Annotated in this window: 26 protein-coding genes; 7 read left to right on the top strand and 19 right to left on the bottom strand. The window is 36.9% G+C overall.

Features of this window, described 5'->3' with window-relative positions; translation table 11 throughout:
* Positions 1-144: 144 nt before the first annotated feature.
* Complete coding sequence (locus OU989_RS07560) at positions 145-570, top strand: DUF4183 domain-containing protein (RefSeq protein ID WP_274796509.1); 426 nt, start codon at positions 145-147, stop codon at positions 568-570.
* 24 nt (positions 571-594) lie between these two features.
* Positions 595-915 (top strand): DUF4183 domain-containing protein, encoded by a 321-nt coding sequence (locus tag OU989_RS07555; protein ID WP_274796508.1) that lies wholly within the window; start codon positions 595-597, stop codon positions 913-915.
* 40 nt (positions 916-955) lie between these two features.
* Here the strand turns inward: OU989_RS07555 and OU989_RS07550 are convergent, their stop codons facing one another.
* From OU989_RS07550 to OU989_RS07535, 4 genes are read right to left on the bottom strand one after another with little or no spacing between them, the layout of a single operon-like run.
* Entirely contained in the window at positions 956-1,699 is a 744-nt protein-coding gene (locus OU989_RS07550) for a 5-oxoprolinase subunit PxpA (RefSeq protein ID WP_274796507.1), read from the bottom strand.
* A complete protein-coding gene (locus OU989_RS07545) occupies positions 1,696-2,556 on the bottom strand; it encodes a 5-oxoprolinase subunit C family protein (RefSeq protein WP_274796506.1) in 861 nt (286 codons plus the stop codon). The genes OU989_RS07550 and OU989_RS07545 overlap by 4 nt, the downstream gene beginning before the upstream one ends.
* 3 nt (positions 2,557-2,559) lie before the next feature.
* Positions 2,560-3,255, bottom strand: a complete 696-nt coding sequence (pxpB, locus tag OU989_RS07540; RefSeq protein WP_274796505.1) for a 5-oxoprolinase subunit PxpB — start codon at positions 3,253-3,255, stop codon at positions 2,560-2,562.
* Complete coding sequence (locus tag OU989_RS07535; RefSeq protein WP_274796504.1) at positions 3,239-3,853, bottom strand: pyroglutamyl-peptidase I; 615 nt, start codon at positions 3,851-3,853, stop codon at positions 3,239-3,241. Before OU989_RS07535 ends, pxpB begins: the two co-directional genes overlap by 17 nt.
* Before the next feature lie 425 nt (positions 3,854-4,278).
* On the opposite strand from OU989_RS07535, the gene OU989_RS07530 reads away from it, so the two are divergent.
* The 4 genes from OU989_RS07530 (at position 4,279) to OU989_RS07515 (ending at position 7,350) form a co-directional block, all read left to right on the top strand.
* Positions 4,279-4,737 (top strand): chemotaxis protein CheX, encoded by a 459-nt coding sequence (locus tag OU989_RS07530; protein ID WP_274797293.1) that lies wholly within the window; start codon positions 4,279-4,281, stop codon positions 4,735-4,737.
* Positions 4,738-5,063: 326 nt separating this feature from the next.
* Positions 5,064-5,186, top strand: coding sequence for a hypothetical protein (locus OU989_RS07525; protein ID WP_009370491.1), 123 nt, complete (start codon positions 5,064-5,066; stop codon positions 5,184-5,186).
* Positions 5,187-5,210: 24 nt separating this feature from the next.
* Positions 5,211-5,702: a cupredoxin domain-containing protein gene (locus tag OU989_RS07520; protein WP_036118325.1), complete on the top strand. Its 492-nt coding sequence runs from the start codon at positions 5,211-5,213 to the stop codon at positions 5,700-5,702.
* On the top strand, positions 5,689-7,350 hold the full coding sequence (locus OU989_RS07515) for a b(o/a)3-type cytochrome-c oxidase subunit 1 (protein WP_274796502.1): 1,662 nt from the start codon (positions 5,689-5,691) through the stop codon (positions 7,348-7,350). Before OU989_RS07520 ends, OU989_RS07515 begins: the two co-directional genes overlap by 14 nt.
* Before the next feature lie 342 nt (positions 7,351-7,692).
* Here the strand turns inward: OU989_RS07515 and OU989_RS07510 are convergent, their stop codons facing one another.
* The 3 genes from OU989_RS07510 to OU989_RS07500 form a co-directional block, all read right to left on the bottom strand.
* Entirely contained in the window at positions 7,693-7,974 is a 282-nt protein-coding gene (locus tag OU989_RS07510) for a hypothetical protein (RefSeq protein ID WP_274796501.1), read from the bottom strand.
* A 164-nt stretch (positions 7,975-8,138) separates the two neighbouring features.
* Positions 8,139-8,462 (bottom strand): tyrosine-type recombinase/integrase, encoded by a 324-nt coding sequence (locus OU989_RS07505; RefSeq protein WP_274796499.1) that lies wholly within the window; start codon positions 8,460-8,462, stop codon positions 8,139-8,141.
* Positions 8,452-8,598: a tyrosine-type recombinase/integrase gene (locus OU989_RS07500; RefSeq protein WP_274796497.1), complete on the bottom strand. Its 147-nt coding sequence runs from the start codon at positions 8,596-8,598 to the stop codon at positions 8,452-8,454. The genes OU989_RS07505 and OU989_RS07500 overlap by 11 nt, the downstream gene beginning before the upstream one ends.
* A 450-nt stretch (positions 8,599-9,048) precedes the next feature.
* On the opposite strand from OU989_RS07500, the gene OU989_RS07495 reads away from it, so the two are divergent.
* A complete protein-coding gene (locus OU989_RS07495; protein WP_274796495.1) occupies positions 9,049-10,458 on the top strand; it encodes a VanZ family protein in 1,410 nt (469 codons plus the stop codon).
* A 413-nt stretch (positions 10,459-10,871) separates the two neighbouring features.
* On the opposite strand, the gene OU989_RS07490 is transcribed toward OU989_RS07495, so the two are convergent.
* From OU989_RS07490 to OU989_RS07435, 12 genes are all read right to left on the bottom strand, one after another.
* Complete coding sequence (locus OU989_RS07490) at positions 10,872-11,318, bottom strand: GNAT family N-acetyltransferase (RefSeq protein ID WP_274796494.1); 447 nt, start codon at positions 11,316-11,318, stop codon at positions 10,872-10,874.
* A 541-nt stretch (positions 11,319-11,859) separates the two neighbouring features.
* Complete coding sequence (locus tag OU989_RS07485) at positions 11,860-12,387, bottom strand: permease (RefSeq protein WP_274796493.1); 528 nt, start codon at positions 12,385-12,387, stop codon at positions 11,860-11,862.
* A complete protein-coding gene (locus OU989_RS07480; protein WP_274796492.1) occupies positions 12,384-12,866 on the bottom strand; it encodes a hypothetical protein in 483 nt (160 codons plus the stop codon). Before OU989_RS07480 ends, OU989_RS07485 begins: the two co-directional genes overlap by 4 nt.
* On the bottom strand, positions 12,859-13,200 hold the full coding sequence (locus OU989_RS07475; protein ID WP_274796491.1) for a PadR family transcriptional regulator: 342 nt from the start codon (positions 13,198-13,200) through the stop codon (positions 12,859-12,861). The genes OU989_RS07480 and OU989_RS07475 overlap by 8 nt, the downstream gene beginning before the upstream one ends.
* A 192-nt stretch (positions 13,201-13,392) precedes the next feature.
* The gene (locus tag OU989_RS07470; RefSeq protein ID WP_274796490.1) at positions 13,393-14,424 is read right to left on the bottom strand and encodes a S66 family peptidase; all 1,032 of its coding nucleotides are present in this window, start codon (positions 14,422-14,424) and stop codon (positions 13,393-13,395) included.
* A 380-nt stretch (positions 14,425-14,804) separates the two neighbouring features.
* Positions 14,805-16,301 (bottom strand): carboxypeptidase M32, encoded by a 1,497-nt coding sequence (locus OU989_RS07465; RefSeq protein ID WP_274796489.1) that lies wholly within the window; start codon positions 16,299-16,301, stop codon positions 14,805-14,807.
* A gap of 89 nt (positions 16,302-16,390) precedes the next feature.
* The gene (locus OU989_RS07460; RefSeq protein WP_274796488.1) at positions 16,391-17,473 is read right to left on the bottom strand and encodes a helix-turn-helix domain-containing protein; all 1,083 of its coding nucleotides are present in this window, start codon (positions 17,471-17,473) and stop codon (positions 16,391-16,393) included.
* A 270-nt stretch (positions 17,474-17,743) separates the two neighbouring features.
* On the bottom strand, positions 17,744-18,691 hold the full coding sequence (mdh, locus tag OU989_RS07455) for a malate dehydrogenase (protein WP_274796487.1): 948 nt from the start codon (positions 18,689-18,691) through the stop codon (positions 17,744-17,746).
* On the bottom strand, positions 18,691-19,059 hold the full coding sequence (locus tag OU989_RS07450; protein WP_274796486.1) for a BMC domain-containing protein: 369 nt from the start codon (positions 19,057-19,059) through the stop codon (positions 18,691-18,693). Before OU989_RS07450 ends, mdh begins: the two co-directional genes overlap by 1 nt.
* Positions 19,052-19,336 carry a EutN/CcmL family microcompartment protein gene (locus OU989_RS07445; RefSeq protein WP_008176433.1) on the bottom strand — a complete coding sequence of 95 codons (285 nt, stop codon included), beginning with the start codon at positions 19,334-19,336 and terminating at the stop codon, positions 19,052-19,054. The genes OU989_RS07450 and OU989_RS07445 overlap by 8 nt, the downstream gene beginning before the upstream one ends.
* A 36-nt stretch (positions 19,337-19,372) precedes the next feature.
* A complete protein-coding gene (locus OU989_RS07440; protein ID WP_274796485.1) occupies positions 19,373-20,245 on the bottom strand; it encodes a phosphate propanoyltransferase in 873 nt (290 codons plus the stop codon).
* A gap of 12 nt (positions 20,246-20,257) precedes the next feature.
* Positions 20,258-20,848, bottom strand: coding sequence for a phosphate propanoyltransferase (locus OU989_RS07435; RefSeq protein ID WP_274796484.1), 591 nt, complete (start codon positions 20,846-20,848; stop codon positions 20,258-20,260).
* Between the last annotated feature and the right edge of the window lie 102 nt (positions 20,849-20,950).

Raw genomic sequence — 20,950 nt, 5'->3', positions numbered from 1 at the left:
TCCTCCTAGCTAGTACGCTTCGATTGTCTGAAATAATACTCGTTAAATGAAAGATGCTCAACTAGATAGAATGATATTTTCTTCATATTTTATAGTGAACCTATTCGGGGCAAGACTATTTTTTAGAAAAGAGTGTGATAGCACATGGTGAATCCTAAGAATCATCAGCACGTTGAAAAAGATTGTCCTTGTAACTGCGAGAATCGATTTATCTGGCCCCGTATAAAAGCAACAAACGGAGTGCCCGTTGTTCCTCCTTCTGAAGTAGTCCCAGAAGGAGCCATTATTCCGACCATCCATCGATATTTTTATATTGTCACAGCGGATCTTGATTTAACAAATGGGGCTACACTTCCAGCGACCCTCTTTTGGAATGACAATGCCGACCCCATTACTGAATTTACAATTTTTTCGCCCAACGGTTATATCAATCTTTATATTAATGCCGTTATGCAAGAAGGCGGCATTTATACGGTAACTCCTGCATCACTCACGATTGATCCCTACAATGCTACATTGTATAGAGGAACGCCCATCATCATTGAATCACTAGGCTTCACAACAAAATAAGCAACACGAAAGGAGGTGAATCAGGTGGCACTTTCCATCATTAATATTCATGTCAATGTAACTGGTACTTCTACAAGATTTTTTAACGTCTTAGTTGCACCTCAAGCTATTACAGACGGCACAACAGTCGCTGCTACAACATTTTTAGATGATAGCGGCACAGCTGCAACTGCATTTCCTGTAGTCGCGAATGGTTACTATAATTTATATATCAATGGCGTTCTACAGGAAGGTGATGCGTATACAGTTTCTGCAACTGAAATAACATTCAATACTGTTACGGCTTCGCTTTCTGCTGGAACACCAATTGTGCTTGAAGCAGTCGAATTAGTAACAACGATTTAAATAAAAAGGATGCCTTAAACAACATTAAGGCATCCTTTTTTCACATTTGTTCTAATTGCCTCCTGAGCGCAGCAATTTTTTTAGCATAGCTCAGGGCATGTGGGCCATCTCCATGAATACATAAGGTATTCGCAGCCACTTGTATTTTTTTTGATTGTACTGATAAAACTTCATTTGCCGTCAAAATACCTTTTACATGTACCAGCATTTCTTCTTCTGTTTGAATTAAGGCATTTGGTTCTTGTCTGTTTACTAATGTACCATCATCATTATAACGACGATCAGAAAAGACTTCCTCATATACTGATAGTCCCTTTTCCCTTGCGATTTTCGCCATTTGGCTACCAGATAAACAATATAAAATAAGTTGTGGATTGAAATCGTACACGGCATCGATAACGGCTATTGCTTTTTCCCGATCATTTGCACATTGATTATAAAGTGCTCCATGCGGCTTCACATGATGAAGTATCCCTTTTTCAATTTGCACAAATGCTTGCAATGCGCCAATTTGATAGACCGTCAAATCGTATATTTCAGCTGGACTTAAATCCATATTTCGGCGTCCAAATCCCTCACGATCAGGGTAGCCCGGATGTGCACCAATATGGACATTTTTACGAAGAGCACTGCGAATCATTTGATGCATAATTGTATGATCTCCTGCATGATAGCCACATGCAATATTGATAGAGGTTACATAGTCAATTATTTCTTCATCTTTTCCTGATATAAAAGCTTCGAAACTTTCGCCTATATCGCAATTAAAATCCATTGGCATCATTCCTCCAGTACAAACTTGATTGTGTTAAACATACGCATTTGAGCCACTTTATGTAAATCATCTTCATGGATCGTCGCAATAATAGGATAGCCTCCTACCGTTTGAGCATCTGCCATTAAAATAATGGGATTACCACTTTGGGGCACTTGGATGGTGCCAAACTGGGTGGCTTCTGAAAGGATATCTTGCATATTTTGAAGTTGCAGGGTAGGCCCCTTTATGTAATAGCCCATACGATTACCACCGATAAATTGAAAAGGATTTTGAAGAAAAAGGCGTTGACTCTCCTCGGTAAATAACTCGAAATGGGGTCCTTTAAACATTCTCACTGTAATGGAGCTGGCAAAAGTCGGACGATATGGGGCATAAAGGCCTCTATTCATTTTTAATGGAGATGCGACTTGCCCATACAAAATACTCCCTTTCGAAATCGCTGTACCTAGGTTGCCAAGTGGTAGGTATGAGCTACTACCAAGCTCATATTCTGAATGAAATCCTCCGAGTGGTGTCAGGTAAACAATGGAACCTTGACTCACATTCTTAATCGCAAGTCGATCACCCTTTGTTAAATGGAAAGTCTTCCACATTTCGATTGGCGAACTATTGACCAAACATGTGCAACATCCACCAGTTAAAACATAGATGCTATCTGCCAGTGCCTCAAATTCAAATCCACCTACAAACATTTCAAAAGATGTTTGGTCATGAAAATGATGTAAGATTAACTGGGCTGCATGAAATGATACGTTATCCATCGGTCCAGATAACGGAATACCAAATGCCCGATAGCCATACCGTCCCTTGTCTTGTAAGCTACCATAAACACCTTGTTTTGTTACGAGCAGAAGTGGCTTCAATCGCTACACTCCTTTGCTTTTCATTTCCCAAAATTGTTGTTTGGTAATTTCATAAAATTGAACTTCATCACCTAGTTCGAATAGAAACGGTTCCTTCCCATTCGCATCAAATAGATCGAACGGCGTTTTACCGATAATATTCCAGCCACCCGGTGAATCAACGGGATAGATTCCTGTTTGTCCACCTCCCACGCCAACGGAACTCGCAGAAACAGATGCCCTTGGATTCTTTAAGCGTGGCACAAACAGTTTTGCATCAAGCTCTCCTAGGTAAGGAAAACCAGGCAAAAAACCAATTAAATAAACATAATAGCTTTTGGACATGTGTAGCCGTTTAATGTCCTCAAATGATAAGCCTGTATAATCCATGACGCGCTGTCTATCTAAGGCAAATTCCTCATCATAGCAAACGGGTATTTTTAAAAGCCTATTCGTCCCATCAGCAATAGCTGTGGACACTTGCATCTCAAGCCATTGCCTTCTTAAAAGGTCCACATCTACTTGCTGTTTGACATAGGCTGTAACTGTATGATAACTTGCTACGCTTTCTATTAGATTGTGCCGTAATTGTTTAGTTAGAAAACGATTGAATGCTTGTACAGCATGAAAGTTGGCGTGTGATATTTCCTCATGGAATGCAAAACGTATGGTCTGCTGACTAATCCACATCGAATGTGGAAAATCAATGATCGTCTGCACGTACAGTCTCCTCTATACAAAGCTTCACAGCATCAAGTAAATCCTGGCTATTCCACCCCGGAATTTTACCATGTTGTATAGCCAAATCGAAGGATGCAGGAATATGAATAAAGCCAGCGCGAACACCTTGATGATGCTGTGCATAAACAAGCCCTTCATACATTATGTTATTGCATAAATATGTACCTGCTGTATTGGAGATTTCGGCTGGATATCCCTCTGCTTGTAATCGATTTACCATATTACGAATCGGTAAATTTGTTAAAAAAGCATCAGCGCCCTCTTCCTGAATACTCTCGTCAACGGGTGTGTAGCCGTTATTATCAGGCTCCCCATCTTTCACATTAATAGCAATGCGCTCTGGCGTGATTTTAAACCTGCCCCCCGCTAAACCTAATGAAATAATAATTTGAGGCTTTACCTCGTCTATATATTGCTTGAATTGTTGTGCCGATTGCTGAAAATCTACTGACAAAATACGTCCAACAATTGTATAGTCACCTATCTTCTCTCCATCTAAATTTTCTACAATTTGCATTGTTGGGTTGATCTTATAATCAAGAAATGGCTCAAACCCTGTTACTAATAGTTTTGTCATGTTTCGTCACCTGATTTCTTTATGTATGTATAACCTAAAAGGATTGGCTTCATTTTACAATAAAATTCAGAAAAAACAAATTCTTCTCTTCCATAAAAAAAGCAAAAAGAGTATGAAGCGCTTTTGCTCCATACTCTTTTAAAAGTAATCTTATTTTAAATGCGCAGTCGCCTGTTTCATGACGTATTTTCCAACTCCAATATAAATCACTACAGCTGCTCCTATCAATACGAATGTCATTGCTGACCGCTCCTTTTCATATTAAATAATATCTTTTTCATTAGGCTTTCAGACCATTACACTGAATTTGAAAATCATTCTCAATAATATATTATAAATTTCCTGTTAATTCGTCAAGACATACTTTCATCTTACCCTTTCTACATGGTAAGATGTAGAAAAGTCGGAAAAAGGATGCGGTAATGATGAGTAATTCGAAGTACTTTCAAACTATTTTAAATGGGACAATTCACGCTTTAAAATCCATTCTTCCTATGGACATAGAAGTAAAGTCGCCTAGTATTATTTCTGAACCCTTTCAACAGCAACAAATGGGCGTTTTAATTGGCTTAATTGGGGATGTAAAGGGGCGTGTGATTATTGATTCCTCTCCTGAAGTCTTTAGCGGTATTGGTAGTACTATGTTCGGTATGCCTTTGGAGGGAGAAATGCTAGAATCCTTTACTGGGGAATTTGGTAACATGATTGCAGGAAATTTATGTACAGCTGTTGGGCAAGAAAGCTTAGAAATTGATATCACTCCGCCAACGGTGATGGTGGGCAACACAAAATTATACGGCTTTGAAAAAGCATTTGCTCTCCCAGTCTCGGTTCCAAGTGTTGGTGCACTAACAGTTCTACTAACGATTGAGGAAGAAGAATAGAAACTTAGAATCTATTTCAAATAAGACATTGTATGCAGAAGCCTATTGCATTTATGTATATTCGTTATTTGCAAGTTAGTTTTTTGTCTGTGGAATCCCCCACTCTCCTTCCAATCTATAGTTTTTACTAAAATTAAGCAAAATACAATAAACGGACAAGCCATCTCAATGACTTTTGAGATGGCTTGTCTTTTTCTCTTCCCAATTCTTCACACTTTCTTCACATAAACCCTCTAGATGTGTGATTTTTTTCACATCAAAATCAAATGGATTTTTATATGATGTCAGTAAGAAACACCACAATAAAAAGCGTAGGAGGAGCAAAAATGGCAAACAAAAAGAAGTCAGATGAGAATTTAAAAGGTTCACTCTATGCAGTTTTTGGAGTAGGCATTATCATCATTTTACTTTGGGTGTACTGCTTCGATTTATTCATTGGACGGTTTTAATTTACGAAGAAGGGACAGAAACATATGCACATACATAAGTATGAGAAGTATTGGCTTGTGTTCGGAGTTGCTACTTTAGTAGCATTCCTCATCATTCTCGGTATCGGGGCATTTCACCAAGGCTCCCATCCGAACAATGGGAAAAAAACACTAGATTACGAGAAAGTAAAAGAGACAGCACCTTTTGATAATCCAGGTGTCCATAAAGTAGAGGGAAAGGATTGGGATTATGAGGTAGTAGTCGTAGCCTCAGCATTTAATTATAATCCTCCACAAATTGAGGTACCACTTGGTGCTAAGGTGAAATTCATTGCAACAAGTGAGGATGTTATGCACGGTTTTGAGGTGGCAGGTACAAATATCAACATGATGCTTGAGCCTGGCTATATTTCGGAATATGTAACAGAAGTAAATAAGGTAGGCGAGTTTTTAATCGTATGTAATGAGTATTGTGGTACAGGACATACGATGATGCACTCTATGCTAAAGGTGGTGGATTCAAATGAGTCACACTAATTCAATGACAAAAGTAGATCGACGCGATGCAAAGCTAGCCATGGCACATATTTACGTGGCATTCATCGCTTTATTATTAGGTGGTCTAGCAGGTTTATTACAAGTATTTGTACGTTCTGGACAATTTACATTACCAGCTGGCATTGGCTATTATCAAGTATTAACAGTACACGGCGTATTACTTGGTCTTATTTTAACTACATTCTTTATTTATGGCTTCCAAATCGCTAGTGTTAGTCGTACTTCTGGTACTTTCACAAATGGACAGCGCAGACTTGGATGGATCGGTTTCTGGTTAATGACAATCGGTACAGCTGCTGCTGCAACAATGGTTTTATTGAATAAAGCAACGGTTCTTTATACATTCTATGCACCACTAAAAGCGCATTGGATTTTCTATTTAGGCCTGACATTAGTCGTGGTTGGTTCTTGGGTTGGCGGCGCGGGTCAAATTTTACGTTATGCACAGTGGCGCAAAGAAAATAAAGGTAGTGGACAACGCAGTCCTTTATTATCGTTTATGGTGGTTGTCAATAATTTAATGTGGTTTGTCGCAACGCTTGGTGTAGCAGCTTCTGTCTTAATTCAGCTGTTGCCATGGTCATTAGGTTTAGTTGAACGTGTCGATGTTGCATTATCCCGTACCCTTTTCTGGTATTTCGGTCATGCACTTGTATACTTCTGGCTACTACCAGCGTATATGGTTTGGTACGTCGTTATTCCAAAAGTAATTGGCGGGAAAATTTTCTCAGATTCTCTAGCAAGACTTTCCTTTATGCTGTTCTTAATTTTCTCTGTACCTGTTGGGATTCACCATCAGTTAACAGAGCCTGGTATTGATGGGACTTGGAAATTCATTCAAGTTGTTTTAACATTCGCTGTCATTGTTCCTTCTCTTATGACCGCCTTCTCGATGTTTGCGATGTTCGAATTACGTGGTCGTGAATTAGGTGGTAAAGGACTGTTCGGCTGGTTTAAAAAATTACCGTGGAAAGATGCTCGTTTCTTCGTGCCATTTATCGGTATGGTGGCGTTTATTCCTGGTGGTGCTGGCGGGATCGTCAATGCCTCCTATCAAATGAACCAATTAATCCATAATACCATTTGGGTAACGGGCCATTTCCACTTAACCATTGCTACAGCAGTCGTTTTAACTTACTTCGGTGCGGCCTTCTGGTTAATTCCACATTTAACTGGCCGTACGTTAACGAAATCTTTAAATAATCTTAGTAATTTCGCTGGTATCCTATGGGCTACAGGTATGACCATTATGTCTTCTGCTATGCATATTGCCGGACTAATCGGTGCGCCTCGTCGCTCAGATTACTCAGAATATGGTGGTGCTTCACAGGCATATGATTGGATTCCATATCAAATCGCACAAGCTGTTGGTGGAACAATTCTCTTTATCGCCATTCTAGTCATCCTATACATTGTGGTGAAATTGGCTTGGTTTGCGCCTAAAGGTGAAGAAGAATTCCCTGTAGGGGATGTACATGCACTTAGCGGTCCAACACCAGCCATTTTAGAAAATTTCAAAGTATGGCTTGTTATTTTAGTAGCCTTAATTTTATTTGCTTACACAGTACCAATTATCGATATTATTTCAAACTCACCAGCTGGCTCTAAAGGCTATCAATTGTGGTAAACATCTCTTCATGAAAAAGGCGATTTCTCTGCAACGAGAAATCGCCTTTTTATATCTTAAAGCAGATAAATTTGTATACTTTTCTTGTAAATAGCCTGCTAGGTACTTAGCATTTAAGCCTTCCACTGTCGCTTCCTATTGTTTTGATCCGCAAACCCTTATTGAAATTACCTTGTTCCTTTAGTTTAAGTGAAAATCTTCACAATTTCTTTGCTCCATAACAATGCATTGCTTAAGAAAATTGCCCTTTAATAGAATAACTAGTTTTCATTTTATGTTTTTTAAGTGTGTTTCCAAAATTGCGTTTGGGTACGTTATTTTGTATATGTTAGTATATTTAAATTATTTTTTATTTTTAAGTTCTAAAAGTATAGGTGCTATATTTAGTAAGATAGAAACAATTGTCAGAAACCAAAACGCTTTATTCATATTAGGTACTTCCCTTAAAGCCGACCAATCTTCACCTATTATCCAATTAGATACAAGGCTATGTTCTGCACAAAGTGTCAATGCTGTAAATGATAACCCCAATGCCATTGCCAATTTATAATCTTTACCTGTCCCATACATAAAAAGATTTATACAAGTAGCTACTATAGCAATAAGACCTAATATTAACCACATAATGACACCTCCCTTTTTCAATATAGACATAAATTGTAATTAAATTGTTCCCAAACCTTCTTTTGGTAATCTTTCATAAAAAGTTGTTATTCCTGGCCCTATAATATAAAAAACACCCATTTCTACATGAGTGTCTTAATTGAATGAAAGTTTTTTAAAAGTATTTACTGTATAAATCCTGTCTTAGCTTTCCGCTTAGCTGAGCGTATCTTTGTAGTCTCACTCTTTTCATGACCTAGTAAACTTTGAATGACATCAATTGGCGCACCGTTATTAATCATATGCGTTGCATGCTGTGTCGTAATTGATGCGGATGTATACTCTTTTATACTAGCACGATTTGATATGCGCTTGATAATATATCTTAAATTATCAATGCTCATTCGCCTTTTCGGCCGTCTGTCCGTAATAAACAAACGAGGTTCCTTATCCTCTCTTTCATCTAAATACCTTTTTAACCAAATAGAACAGCGGGTATTAAAGTACACTTCCCCTTTCTTTATCACCTTTCCCTTGTACAATTACTGAATTCGATTGAAAATCGATATCTTCTCGATTTAATATTACAACTTCACCAATACGGCAGCCGGTTGAATACATAAACTCAAATAGTGCTTTCTCCATCGTTGTTTGACAAGCTTCCCTTAGATGTTCTATCTCTAATTCTGCCCTAAACTAGAAGGCTTTAAGTGGTCTCCTGATCGTATTAAATATTCTTTTAATCTATCTGTATTAAATTCGTTCATATCAATATCCCCCAAAAATCGCAATAATAGATTGTATTGACATACAAGGATATTCAACAAACTAAAAAAATATTGATAGTTCCGAACTCTAATTAATCAAAAAGGTACTTTCCTTGTTTCCAGGAAAGCGCCCGATTGTTGAGTACCTTATTGAAGATAAGCACCCGTTAGCCGAATAACAACCATCTTATTGAAAACAGTCATTATTAAATACTTAATAACTAAACATACTTACATACTTCATAAAATCTTAAGTTTTATACTTAAAGAACCTTAAGATTTTCTTGCTACAATGAACAAGGCAAATTATTAAGGAGGTTACGTTACAATGGATTTGATTAGTATAGTATCGGGTCTTTTACCGTATGTAAAATATTCTATTTTTATCATCACAATCTTGATAATTGGATACTTTATATATAGAAAATTTTATCAGGGGAAATATCCAATACGTCTTTCTAAATTTGTTCTCATCACTTTACTTATTTGTTGGTTCATTGTAGTATTTGGAATCACTACTCTCAGTAGAGGGGCAAAATATACAGATCAGATTAATTTCAGTCTATTCACTAGTTATGTAAATGCATGGAACAAGTGGTCACTGACTGAATATCAATTAATCATCTTTAATATGTTAATGTTTGTACCGTTAGGCGTACTATTACCGTTGATTCATCATAAAAACAAATCATTTTGGCGTGTACTCGTCATATCAATTGCTTTCACGTCTTGTATTGAAATTTCCCAATTGATTACAGGTAAAGGGATTTTTGAATTAGACGACCTTTTGCATAATACCATTGGGAGTTTAGCAGGGTACTTTATCGTGATGGTATTCATTTTTTGGACCGAACAACGAAAATTAACATTTATACCGATTGTGAAAGCTATTTCTATTCCAGTAGTTTTTATTACGTTATTTGGCGTAGCAAATGTGGTATATAACGCTCAAGAATTTGGGAATCTGCCATTTAAACCTGCACAAAAACAAAATATGGAACACATACAGATGCAACTGGAAACTGAACTTTCCAATAAATCACCTAACGCATGTGTTTATTACAATAAAGATGTGAATGATATAAAAAAAGGAAAATTAATCGCCCAATCCATTGCTAAACAATTTAATTTGAAACAACAAGGTGGCATACGGATTGAAGTGGATAATCGTATATTTACATTTCAAGACGATGAAGGCAGTAACTATTATTTAACTTATTTCATGTCAAATGGTTCTTGGTCCTTATCATTCGATAATATAAATGATGACCCCCTAAAAGTTGATATTAAACAGAAAAAGAAACTTTTAGAAAATTGGTTAAAAAGTGAAGGATTATTACCTAATAACGCTATCTATCAGCAGCAAGATGAACGTACAATTCGTTGGGATTTAGCTGAACCAGAGAATTTACAATCCACATGTGAAGATTTCTCTAAAGGTCTGGTTATGATTAGTCTTTTTAATCAGCAAGTACCCGACATATTATTTGACATCAGTGACAATGAAATGGTTGCGAAAAAGCAATTAATTTCACAACAGCAAGCATATAATGTAATGGTAAACGGAGAGTTTAGCACATACAATCCTTTACAAAAAGGTGATACATTAACGATAACGAATGTTCGTCTAACATATACTTATGATACAAAAGGTTATTATCAGCCCGTATATGTATTTACATGCAATGTAAATGATTCAGACTACATAATTGAAGTTTTAATCTCAGCTATTCAGTAAATAAAAAACCGAACTTGCCCAAATAGTGGACACTAAAAAAGTGTAGCTATTCGGGTTTTTTGTTCAACATCTCTTATTCAATTAAACTGGCCCTATAATGAGATGGAGCGCTAATCCTTATTACAGAATCGCGCCCGATTGTTGAAGATCAAGTTAGTGTTCATTGTTTTTTACTTGTTAAACTAAAGCACCCATTTAGTTCAAGAAAACTTTCAACCTGTGATTTTGAAGGACTAAAATCATCATTTCACAATTGCACCCCATCAAGTTGACAGTCGAAATAAAAAACGGCTTGTACCCATAATTCTAAAGAACTCAAGCCGTTTACACATTTAGTGATAATGATTAAAAATAAATATAGTCATCTAACACACTTCTTGTTTAAATTCCGTAATTAATCTAATTAATGCATTTTAAAACACTTTAACTTTCATTAGAGGAAGATGACGATTTGGGAACACCGAAGAAGGAGTAGAGCCAATGCACTCTGCTCCCATTTTTAAATAAAAACCTTCAGCATTAGGTTCGCTATCAAGAGTAAATTCGTTTATTCCTAACTCTTCTGCTTTATTTAGTAAATGGTCCCAAATCATTCTCCCTAATCCTTTACCGATATAATTAGGATCTATGAACAATGCATCTAATTTCCGTTCACTAATTGTAAAGCTATAGAAAGCTACTATCTTGTTATCACTCTCCATTAAATAAACGGGATTTTCTTCTATGTATTCTTTAGTTACAGTCAAATCATCTTTACATTGTTGTAGAAAATCTTCTGTATATCCCCAGTAAGCTTTTGATTTATAAGCCAAGTTGGTTAAAAAATTGCAATCTTCTATTTTTGCTCTCCTAATGAACATTATATTCCCCCTGAACTAATTATTTTCTCATCATTTAACTTAGGAAATTTGGGTTAAATTCCCATAAGGCGCATTTCTTAGAGAAACGCGCCCGATTGTTGAATATCAAGACAGTTATCTTGTCTCCTGCTGTCAAAATAGACCTCTATATTTGATTAATCCAAAAAGAGGTTTGAAAGTTTCTTTTTAATAACAAAGTAAGTTAATATACCTAAGCAAATATATATAATCAACATACCACTCCCCATTACTAACGAAAATTTAAATCCAATAATTAGAGAGTATGTATTTAGTAATATATAGATTGTTAAAAATACAAGACCTTGCTTCCTGCTCTTAACAAAAACAGAAGTAAAAATAGCTAATATTAAACTGACGCTAATTAATTGTCCTAAAAAGACCATTGTATACATCAAAATATTAATCCCCAATCCAAATATCACCTCGCAACATGATTCATAAAAGCGCCCGATTGTTGAATAACGTATTCATAACATTATAAATTAGAAATTGAGGGGTTAAAAGTTTTAATGACTTAAATCTATATCTCCATGGTTGCATTATCCTTTAGTAATTTTTCTTGGCTGTATAATTTTTCAAAAAGAATTCCTGTTAAATAGTAAAACACGAGACCAAAACAAATATGAATAAGTGTGAATTTAAGACCAAATGATGTGAATTCATACAACAGAACCGGCAATTTCACTGTCGACCAAGCCCCTAAGAAAAATACTATATAGCGCACACTAGCTCCTTTTTTCAATAATAATATTGCTATTGGAAAGGCTATATAAAGAGGGCCTGCTGCTACCGTTGCTAATAATAGAGTGAAGAGGACTCCATATATACCTGATTTTTCACCCATATAACTAATAAGTGTTTCTTTCGTTACCCATTGATCTAATAATCCAACTAATATAAATATAGGAGGTAGCAGAAATAACATATCCAAAATACTTTTACCAGTTAACTGAACGGTTTTTATAGCAATTGCTTGATTCATAAATGTAAGAAGAAATAATCCTAATAATAAAATGAAAAAGAAACGATATCTTTTTAGCTTCATCATGTCATCACTACCCAAATAATTAATGCAAATAGAAGAGACATTATTATGGAAGAAATATTTCGAGCATAAGCAAAACTTCTTCCAAAAATCTTTTGCTCCATAGTTAAAGTAACAAGTCCTACAGACATCAATGTCGACATTAATACGGCAACTTGCGGAAGGGCAGCTCCATTCTGAACTAATGTATGTCCGAGAGGAAAGACAATAAAGCTTGGAACTAAAGCAATTGAGCCAATAATCGTGGAATAGATGATACCTAGGAAACCTGAATTCCCCCCAATAATGGAAGAAATAAGGGATGGTGTCAATAAAGATAATGCTAGACCAATAAATAGCATAATCGCTAATAAATCTGGCAAAACATTTCGAAACATTGTCCATGATTTAAATAATGCTGTTTTTGTTTTGTATTTGTCTTTTATGAAGGAAATTCCCAAATATATAGAGGCTATCGAATAGAGAACTAAGCCACTAACCATTATCTTGAACCTTCCATTTCTCAAATTTATCTAGGAAAAAAGCTAAATTTTTCAATTTTTCTTCAATATCTAGATGAAATTCTTCTAATTTTCTTTTACCAATAGTAGTAATTTTGTACATCCTTATCGGTTTGTCTTGCTCAGATATATTCAAATAAGATTCAACAGCGCCTTCTTCCTCTAATTTTTTTAGCGTGCGATATAATATCGCACTATCAATTGGGTTGATGGGAAGCTCCTCCTCACATTTTTGTAGAAGTTTTCCTCCATAGTTATCTCCCTCTGTTAAAAACAGCAAAAGAAATGCTCCTGTATGTCTCCCTGTATGCTTCATAAAAGATACACCCCTCAAATTTTTTAATGATACAATATCACTGTTAATGACAGTATACTGTCATTAACAGTAACAAGTCAATATTTTTTCTTTGTTCTAACCTTGCCCTTAAATTGAAAAAGCACTTTCCTTATACAAGAAAAGCGCCCGATTATTGAATATCCTTATTTGTCCCAAAAAGCCGCTAACATCTTACAGTACAGCGTTTTCTAAAATAGTAAAAGAGCTTGTATTACAATTAATTTCTGCTAATGCACCAAGAGGTAAAATGAATTTTGGTTCGGTATGTCCAAAGTTCATATTGTATAGAATTGGTGTATCCTCCAAGTTAAATTCTTTCATCACTTTTAAAATCTCTTCTTTATATTCTTCGCAATACTTTTCATCTTGTGGTTTACCAAATATAATTCCGTTTGCTTTTTGTAAAATACCTTGTACACCGTAGTTTCTCAACCAATATCTAAGTAGGTTAGGCTCTGGTTGATCTTCAGATGTTTCAAAGAAAAGGATGCAATTTTCCCAGTATTTTTCTTCAGGCCATAGCACGGTACCTTTAGCAAACTCTAGTACTTCAATGCACCCTCCTATTAAACGTCCCTGCACTATACCTTTACCTTGCAGCAATTCGTATCCTTTATTAGGCTGCATTGTGCGTTTTTGATTTTTATTTGATTCTATCCATTCTAAATGCTCACTTGTCCATTCTACAGAAGGAACAATTTCACCTATTACTTCATTAGAAAATAGCGTTTTCTGAATAGATTGAACGGTATATGAGTGCATTTCAACGTTTTCAGCAAAATCGGTTAAAATTGCTGGTCCATAAAATGAAGATATACCCGCCTTCAAACAAAATAAATGAACAATCGTTACATCTGAGTAACCCATTAAAATTTTAGGATTTTTAGTTATAACCTCAAAATCAATGTAATGGAGTAAACGAACACTATCATCACCACCAATATTTGCAATAATAGCTTTAATCTTGGGGTCCTTAAAAGCCATCATTAAGTCCTCTGCACGTGCTTTTGGATTTTTGTCTAGATAATCTGCACCTTTCAAGCTATTTGGCATTGCTATAACTTTCAGTCCAAAAACCTCTTCAAGTCTTTTTACGCCTTGTTCATAACGCCATTTTAATTCTGGTTCTCCAGCACCTCCCCAAGAAGGACTTATTGTGGCGATATAATCTCCTTGCTGGAGTTTATTTGGCTTTAATAACATATAAATTCACCACAAATTAGATTTAATTTCATTAAAAATAACATATTAATGGAAATTTTTTAAACAGTCTATCATTTATGTGAAATAAGCTACTAAATCCTTGTTTGGTAACATTGCACAAAATGATTTTATTCCACAATCTGGCCCGAATGTTGAACAAAATAGTTCAGCTTAAAAATAATTCGTTATAATGTTGCATATTTTATAAAGAATAATAATGAAACATGTGAATTACTTTAAATCTTAAATTGTAATTTTGTCCCATCCGCTTGCAAAATGCCAATCTTATGAATTATTTCCAATTCCCCAGCTGACTCAAAAGGCTTTAAGCTTTGGTAAAGCAACAAGCGATTTCTCTATAATGAGAAATCGCTTGTTTTTTATAGCTGATATAGCTTTGTATATTTTTCTTGTAAGTAGTTTGCAAGATACTTGGCATTTAAGCCTTCCCCTGTCGCCTCATGAAGTAGCTCGAACGGCTTTTTCAGTGCACCATATTGATGTACTTTCTCTGTTAGCCACTCTCGAATTGGTAGAAGCTCTCCCTTTTCTAACAGTTCATCAAAGTTTGGAAGATCTTTATCCATTGCGTGCTTCCATTGTGCTGCATAAATCATCCCTAAAGCATAAGATGGGAAGTATCCAAACATGCCCCCTGACCAGTGCATATCTTGTAGTACCCCTTTTGCATCTGTCTCAGGACGAATGCCCAAGTATTCCTCGTATTTATCATTCCATACTTGTGGAAGATCTTTTGCTTGAAGATCGCCGTTGAATAGGTCACGTTCAATTTCATAGCGAATCATAATATGTAGTGGATATGTTAACTCATCTGCTTCAATGCGAATAAATGATGGTTCTACCATATTGATGGCACGTAAAAATTCGTCTAATGCAACATCGCCAAATTGGGCTGGTGAGAAGTGTTGAAGGCGCTCGTAGTTATGCTCCCAGAATTTTTCATTTCTGCCGACAAAGTTTTCATAAAATAATGATTGTGATTCATGAATACCCATCGATGTCCCAGTAGCTAATGGCAGACCTGCAAGTTTTTCATCAATGTTTTGCTCGTACATCGCGTGACCGCACTCATGAATAGTGCCAAAAATAGCTGAACGGAAGTCATTTTCATCATATTTCGTTGTAATACGAGCATCACCATGATTAAGGCCAATCATGAAAGGGTGCACACTTTCATCCAAGCGTCCTGCCTCAAAATCATACCCAAGCTGCGTTAGCATTTCTAATGATAGCTCACGCTGTGCTTCCCTTGGGAAATGCTTAAATAACATATCTGTATTTGGCTTATTCGATGAATCGGCAATTTTCTGGACAAGTGTCACAATTGATTGACGTAAGTCGCCAAACACTTGATCTAAGACATCTGTCGTCATATCTGGTTCATATAAATCGAGTAATGTATTGTACGGAGATCCGTTTTTTATGCCCCAATAGTGAATGAATCTTTTCTGCCATTGAATGATTTCTTCTAAATATGGTAAGAAAAGGGCGAAATTATTAGTTGCCTTTGCTTCTTCCCAAGCCGTTTCCGATTTTGATTGAAGAATCACGTATTCTTTATATTCATCTGCTGGGATTTTTTTGTTTTGATCGTAATTCTTTCTTACTTCTTCCACTAAACGAAGTGTTACATAGTCAAGATCCGCTTTTTGTGTTTCTAAAGCAGATAAAAGCTCGCCTAATTCTTCACTTGTCTGCATATCAAATAAAGAGGCTGACAATGTGCCAATAACCTCTGAACGTTGCGCTAGCCCTTTTTTGGGTGCACCTGTCCGCATATCCCAATAAATCACATTGAGTGCTTCCTCATAATGTTGCATCTTCTTCACATAGTCTATAAATTGTTGAACTGTCATGCTTTTATCCTCCTTTTCCCGTTATAAGTTTATCATATTTTCGAAAATTTTGTATATTGTGGACCTTTTGGTAAAATGAATCTGACTATTCATTCTTTACTTTTCTCGATAAGTTTACTATATTGACGATCCCCTAATCCATAGTGAGGAAATAAGTAGAATAGTTGCTTTATCAGATCATTTTGAGGCATATCGAGATGTTTTTTTATGTACGTGGTAATCTCGTTCTCCTCCTTTAAATAGTTGAAATATAATTGAACGCCCTGGTACATGACTGGTAAAACTGTAGCCTTTGGAAGACGATGCTGTATCAACACCTGTTCATAGATCTCCATATAATCGCCTAGTACTATCTCCGTTTCTTCCACATCATAGGTCATTTCCTTGACCATATGATAATAGACCTTGCCTTGATACCCTTGTTGTTCTAAGAAAGCAAGAACTGTCAGTAGATTCAGCTGACAAAACATATCGTCTCCAAACCATAAAACAATACATTGATAGTCATTTGTCAACAATGGTTTCAACGGATTCACTGTTATCAGCTCATAATCCTCTAATGACACCTGATGCCCCGTAGCACGAATTTTATTAAATTCTTCACTGAAAATCACACTAGTCGTTGGATTTGTACACATCGCTTCATTAAAAGGTACGTAATCAGAGTTCCCCATTAATTGCTGTTTAGCAAACTCTTCATACATCATTTGTCCATTCAATACATTCAATAACTTTTGATCATATTGGGCATTGATTTTCTCTTGTAACGCCTCAATTTTTAATTTTTGTGAAATATCCATCGTAAACCATCCTCTCTCCCCCAGTAAATTCAGCTTCACGAATGTTTGTAAAGGTTGTGGGGACCTTCTGTAATCGTTTGGACTTATACCAAATGTATTTTTAAAAGCTCTAGAAAAGGATTCCTGAGATGAAAAACCATGATAAAAAGCAATGTCGATGATTTTCTTTTGTGGATCTTTTAAGGCCATAGAAGCAAGATACATTTTTCGAAGTGATCTATATTTTTTGATTGTTATTCCAGTTATCTGGTGGAATTTAAAGGAACAGTAATCAGGGGAATACCCCATATCCTTCCCTAAATGCTCTAATGAGAATCCCTCTAATAGATGACTTTCAATCCTTTCAACCATCTCCTGTACGATGTTGTTCATCCACATCCCTCCTTATTTGATTATAGTAGAAGTGTTAATCGTTTTTATGATATAGGTTGTGAACATAACAAAAAACTGTAGCAAACATTTAAGTTTGCTACAGTCAGATCTCCCATAAAATGAGAGTGTTATATTTAATAAGGGGAATATTAACTAGCTTTCAGTTATGTTCGGTTTCCAATCAAACATTTTTAAGAGCTATTATGAAGTTTCGATCGAAAGAAAGTTGGGGATCCTATCTTTCAATTTAAAAAATAGATTGTGTTTTCACTATTCAATGTTTTGGCAAATGGCAATCACTTGTTTAACAGCCTCTGCTGAATGCTGGAGGGCTGCTTGTTCTTCATTGGTTAGGTGCAATTCAATCACAGATTCAATCCCATTGCCACCTAAAATAGTTGGTACCCCTAAAAACAGATTGTGGTATCCATATTCACCTTCTAATAGGGCTATAGAAGGGATGATTTTTCGTTGATCTTTGATAATGATTTCAACCATCTGTGCACATGCCGCAGCTGGGGCATAATAGGCACTTCCGTTTCCTAGTAAACCGACAATTTCACCGCCACCTTTACGTGTACGCTCGACGATTTGCTGAAGTCGTTCCTGGGGAATTAGCTTTTCTAATGGAATACCTCCAGCATAGGAATAACGGATTAATGGCACCATTTCATCACCATGTCCCCCTAGCACGAAGCCAGAGACATCTTCTGGTGCAATTTGTAGCTCCTGGGCTACAAAAGTATTGAAGCGAGCTGTATCTAACACACCAGACTGACCGATAATCCGATTTTTAGCAAAGCCTGTTTCCTTATGACACACATAGGTCATAGCATCAACTGGATTACTCAACACAAGGACGATACTATTTGGAGCATAGTGTTTAATTTGTCTTGAAACCTGTTGAATAATTTTGGCATTTGTAGTAACTAAATCATCACGACTCATGCCTGGCTTACGAGGGATACCAGCTGTAATAACGACAATATCGGCACCAGCTATATCTTCGTAATCACTCGTCCCTTTAATGGAAACATTAAACTTTTCAATTGGGCCTGTCTGTAGTAAATCCAATGCCTTCCCTTTTGTCGGGTTCTCAGCCTCTGGAATATCGACAAGCACCACATCACCTAATTCTTTTTGTGCTAAAAATAAACTCAATGTAGAACCAGTGTGACCAGCTCCAATAACAGCGATTTTATTTTTACGAAAGGCCATTATTCTTCACCTCGATTATCTGTCGTCGGTGTTGCTTCGGTTGTTTTTTTAGCACGTGCTGATGCTGGTGTAGAGGCAGGCTTTTTCTTTGGTGCCTCTGGGCCTTTAATCATTTGGAATACATCTTCATCAGGTCTCGGAATGACATGAGCGCCTAATAGTTCACCAACACGCATGGCAGCAGCCTTTCCAGCTTCTACCGCTGCTTGTACTGAACCTACGTCACCCTTCACGACGACCGTCACAATTCCACCATCAACGAATTCCTGTTTAACGATTGTGACGTCTGACGCCTTAATCATGGCATCCGCTGCTTCATACGAACCAACTAAGCCTTTTGTTTCAATCATTCCAATTGCGCTACTCATTGTCTTCACCTCTCATCACTTCAGTAGAATCAATAATACCTATAACAACTGCATCGATTGGTAATGGATTTTCTTTCATAATATAGCGTGATGACCCACCGCTTGTAATGAGTACATCATCACCAATCCCCGCACCTATACGATCAGCTGCAACAATTTCTGTGCGAATCGGCTGTTGATTGGAGTCAATGGGTTGAATGATTAATAGCTTTAATCCATTCAGCCCTTCCTCCTTACGTGTTGCCCATACACTGCCTATTACTCTACCCATTTGCATGAACTTCACCCTCTTTATGCGACACAAATTGTCTTACTACTCAGCTCGGACCGTTAATGTTTTATTTAGCTCTCGTAGCTTATCATAAGCCAATGCTGTCACAATCGTTTTCTTTGGTACTACAATTTCTTGTGCTTCTATTTCTAGCACTTCTATTTGTGAAAGTAGCTTTTTATCATAATGATAGACGGATGGTTTCTCTACTTTCTCTACGACTGGCGACTGCACTTTCACTGGTATAGAAGATGGTTCACTTCCTTGGTGATGTACAATTTCAGCAAGTGTTCCCTGCTGAATTAATCCTGCATTGGCTTCATCTGTATCGATATGCATTTCTAATCGATAACGCTCTGATACACGGATGACCACATTCGATAAAATAATCGGGCGAATTCCTTCTACCTTGATTTGAACAGACTGTCCATCTACTACATTAAATCTCGCACTATCCGCAGGGGACATATGAATATGTGCCTGTGCAATAATAAGTCCTTCATTTAACACGACACTCCCCTTTGGACCGATTAATGTAACAGGACTAGAACCTTGAATATCACCGGAAATTCTTAATGGAGGTTTCAACCCTAATTTCATAGCATCTGTCCAGCTTACTTCCACTTGAGACAACGATCGAGCTGGGCCAAGAATACGTACTCTCTCAATTGATCCTTTTGGACCAGCAATTACTACGGTTTCCTCTGCAGCAAATTGCCCTGGCTGTGAAAGCTCAAACTTCGGTGTAAGCTGATAATTCTCACCGAAAAGCTGCTCCACCTCTGCTTGTGCAAGATGGACATGGCGGGCAGATACACCAATAGGAATTTTACCGTCATGTGGAGGGGAAGATTGATTTTTTAAGACTTGCTGCAGAACTTCTTCCACAATTTTTTGAACCAGATTTTCTTGCATCTTGCCTCCTCCTTACGATGAGATTTTTACTAATTTACCCTGTGCTTGCTGTTCAATAAAACCTGCATTGGCTTCATCCGTATCGATATGCATTTCCAGACTAAAGTCATTGGAAACACGGACGACTACGCCACGGAAAGTAACAGGTCGATCACTTTCAACTTCCACAGAAACCAATTCGTTATTATGCACTTCCAATGCTTTGGCATCTTCTTCTGTCATATGAATATGTGCCTGTGCAATGATAACACCCTGCTCGATATGCAATTCTTTATTTTGGTGAAGGATTTTAATGCCTGCAGAATGGTCAATATCACCCGACTGTCTTAACGGAGGTTTCACACCAAGCTTCATGGCATCTGTTCGGCTGACTTCCACCTGTGTTGCTGGTCTCACTGGTCCAAGTACACGAACATTATGGATAATGCCTTTTGGACCCTCGATAGAGACACGCTCCTTGGCAGCAAATTGCCCAGGCTGTGATAAGTCAAAATCCTTTGTCAGCGTTGCATTTGGACCAAAAAGTGCTTGCAAATCCTCTTCACTAAGATGAATATGACGAGCCGAAATGGCCACTGGAAATGTTTTTGTAGCTGTTGTCACGTTAGCCACCTCTTTATCTCATTAATTGTTTACCTATTAGACAAGATGAGAGCTGTCCTCTGGTAGGATTAACTCTCATCCAAATCCTTTATGCCCTAGCGT

The organism is Lysinibacillus irui, assembly GCF_028877475.1.
Classification (GTDB): domain Bacteria; phylum Bacillota; class Bacilli; order Bacillales_A; family Planococcaceae; genus Lysinibacillus; species Lysinibacillus irui.
The sequence above is the reverse complement of the archived record's forward strand: the minus strand, read 5'-3'. Positions and strand labels throughout refer to the sequence as shown.